This window comes from Actinoplanes sp. NPDC024001, from assembly GCF_040638955.1.
Lineage (GTDB): Bacteria > Actinomycetota > Actinomycetes > Mycobacteriales > Micromonosporaceae > Actinoplanes.
Genome location: NZ_JBEZZB010000351.1, coordinates 1 through 2,546 on the forward strand (window position 1 = coordinate 1; position 2,546 = coordinate 2,546).

The 2,546-nt window shown below is 77.4% G+C and carries 3 protein-coding genes; 1 reads left to right on the plus strand and 2 read right to left on the minus strand.

Annotation, left to right across the window (positions count from 1 at the left end; all coding sequences use genetic code 11):
• On the plus strand, window positions 1–1,556 hold a 1,556-nt coding region (locus tag AB0F81_RS51020; RefSeq protein ID WP_360211678.1), incomplete at its 5' end, for a helix-turn-helix transcriptional regulator.
• 166 nt (window positions 1,557–1,722) lie between these two features.
• Here AB0F81_RS51020 and AB0F81_RS51025 read toward each other — a convergent pair.
• Window positions 1,723–2,160, minus strand: a complete 438-nt coding sequence (locus tag AB0F81_RS51025) for a hypothetical protein (protein WP_360211680.1) — start codon at window positions 2,158–2,160, stop codon at window positions 1,723–1,725.
• Window positions 2,161–2,241: 81 nt separating this feature from the next.
• Window positions 2,242–2,546: substrate-binding domain-containing protein (locus AB0F81_RS51030; protein ID WP_360211682.1), on the minus strand; the 305-nt coding region annotated here is incomplete at its 5' end.

Below are 2,546 nucleotides of genomic sequence, written 5' to 3' on the forward strand. Positions count from 1 at the left end.
AGGCCCACCGCTACGCGGCTGCGCTCTGCGCCGACCCGGCCGAGCGGGGCGGCGCGCTGCTCGCCGCGGCGCGGTCGGCGTGGCTGGCCGGGCGGCCCTACGACGCCGGGCTGCTGCTCCGGCGGATCCCGGCCGCGGCGGGGCCGGCCCGGGTGCGCGCGCGGGGCCTGACCGCCGAGATGCACCTGCCCGAAGGCCGCCCCGGCGCCCGCGAGCTGCTCCTCGACGTAGCCGCTGACCTGGCCGAGAGTGACACCGCGACCGCCCTCCACGCGCTCGCCCTCGCCGGGGAGGCCGCGGCCGAACCGGGCGAGCAGGGCCGCTACGCGGGGCTGGCCCGGCGGGTCGTCGCCCAGCAGCGCGGCGACGAGTCACCGGCCATGACCCTGGCCTTCCACCACGTCGCCGGACTGGCGTGTGTGGCCGACGGGGACGAGCCGGCGGCGTTCGCCCGGTTCCGGCGGGCGCTCGACGTGGCCGACCGGGTCACCGATCCGGCGCCGCTGATCCAGGCCGCGACCGCGGGCATCCTGGTCGGCGACTCCCGCCGGGCGGCCGCCCTGGCCGGGCGGGCGACGGTCCTGGCCCGCGACTGCGGCGCCACCGTCCTGGTGCCGCGCGCGCTGGAGCTCGCCGTGATCGCCAGGATGGCCTCCGGCGACTACGCGGCGGCGAGCACGGCCGCCCTGGACGGTGCGGCGGTGGCCCACGGGACCGGGCAGCCGGTCCTCGCCTCGGTGCATCTGGCGCTGCTCGGCGTGCTGGCCGCCCTGGTCGGCGACCGGGACACCGCGCTGAGCCGGATCGAGGCGGCCGGCGGCGGCCCGGCCCGGGCGCACTGCGGCTGGGCGCTGGCGCTGCTCGATCTGGTCGACGGGCGGTTCAACGCCACCACCGAACGCCTGGTCTCGGTGGTGACGGCGCCGCCCGGCTACGGTTCGGCGCTGCTGCAGGTCGCCGTGGTGCCGCACCTGTTGGAAGCGTCCGCGCAGGCGGACGCCCGGGCACCGGGCACGTCGCTCGGCCTGGAAGCGGTGGCCACCGGGTTCGACCGGTGGGCCGGGCGTACCGGGCAACCCGCCTGGCTGGCCCTGCGCGACCGGTGCCGGGCGCTGCGGGCGGCCGACGGCGAGGAGGCGGAGGTGCACTTCGGCAGGGCGCTCGGGCACGCCGGGGAGGCGGGGTTCCCGCGGGCGCACACCGAACTGCTCTACGGACGGTTGCTGCGGCGGCGCCGCCGGCACGTGGAGGCGCGCACCCACCTGCGGCGTGCGGCGGAGACGTTCCGGCTGCTCGACGCGGAACCCTGGGCGGAGCAGAGCATCCAGGAGCTGCGGGCCGCCGGGGAACGGATCGAACAGCCGGTCGCCGGGCCGCCGCTCACCGCCCAACAGGAGCGGATCGCAGCGCTGGTGGCCGGTGGCGCCACCAACCGGGAGGTGGCCCAGGAGCTGCACCTGAGCCCGCGCACGGTCGATCACCATCTGCGCAACGTGTTCGCCCGGCTCGGGGTCCGTTCCCGCACCGAGATGGCCCGCCTGCTCAACTCCCGCTGACCCGGCGGCGCCCCGCGGCCGCGACGGCATGCACGCAACAGGACGCGGTGAGCCCGCGGCCGGGACGGCGTGCTTACGCCCGGCGGTCGCGCTGCGGCCGGGAGGCGCTGATGCTCGCGCTTGGCCCCGGGAGGTGTGGTTCGGCGGGCGTGGTAGCCCGTACGGATCAGGAAGCGAGGCCGACCTCTGCCCAGCGTGACGTCAGCTGGCGGCGCCGGCAGGCGACGAGGTGGCCGGCGAGGATCGCCGGATGGCCGCCGCGGACGCAGACGTCGGCGCCGGCGCTGAGGACGCCCGCGACGAGTTCGCCGGGCGCCCCGTCGTCGATCAGCGCGATCACCCGGGTCTCGGCGGGCAGCGCGGCGCGGGCGAGCCGGACGTCGGCGGTGGTGGCGCCGCTGAGCAGGACCAGATCACCGGCAGCGACCGCGCCGAGACCGTCGACGCGGCGCATGGTCCAGCCATGCGGCAGGTACTGGGGCAGGGTCGCCACCCGGCTCGGCTGTCCAAGAACGGTCACGACCGGGTCGGGGGCCGGTTCCGGCGCGTGCCGGGCGGCGTCGTCGGTGGTGTCGCGTTCGGTCCGGGTGAGCATGATCGTCATCCCCTCGCTGGATCCCTCGTGTGGCTTCACGATTCGCCCCGCGGCTGTGCGTCACCATGTGCTCAACCTGTGCGTTCGTTGTCAGGCGGACTCGCGGACGATCACGGAGACCAGGCTGTCGCCGGGCGGCGGCGGGCCGGCCCGGCCGCCGACCGCGGCCAGCACGGTGGCGGCCAGGTGCGCGGCCAGCGCACGCTGATCAGTGGTCACTGTGGTCAGCGCGGGTACGGCGAGCCGCGCCGCCGGAATGTCGTCGACCCCGATCACCGCGAGGTCGGCGGGGGTGGCGAGCCCGGCCCGCCGGGCCCCGGCGAGCACGGCGAGCGCCACCTGGTCGTTGTAGGCGCAGATCCCGGTCACCCCGGCGGCGTGCCAGCGCCGCACCG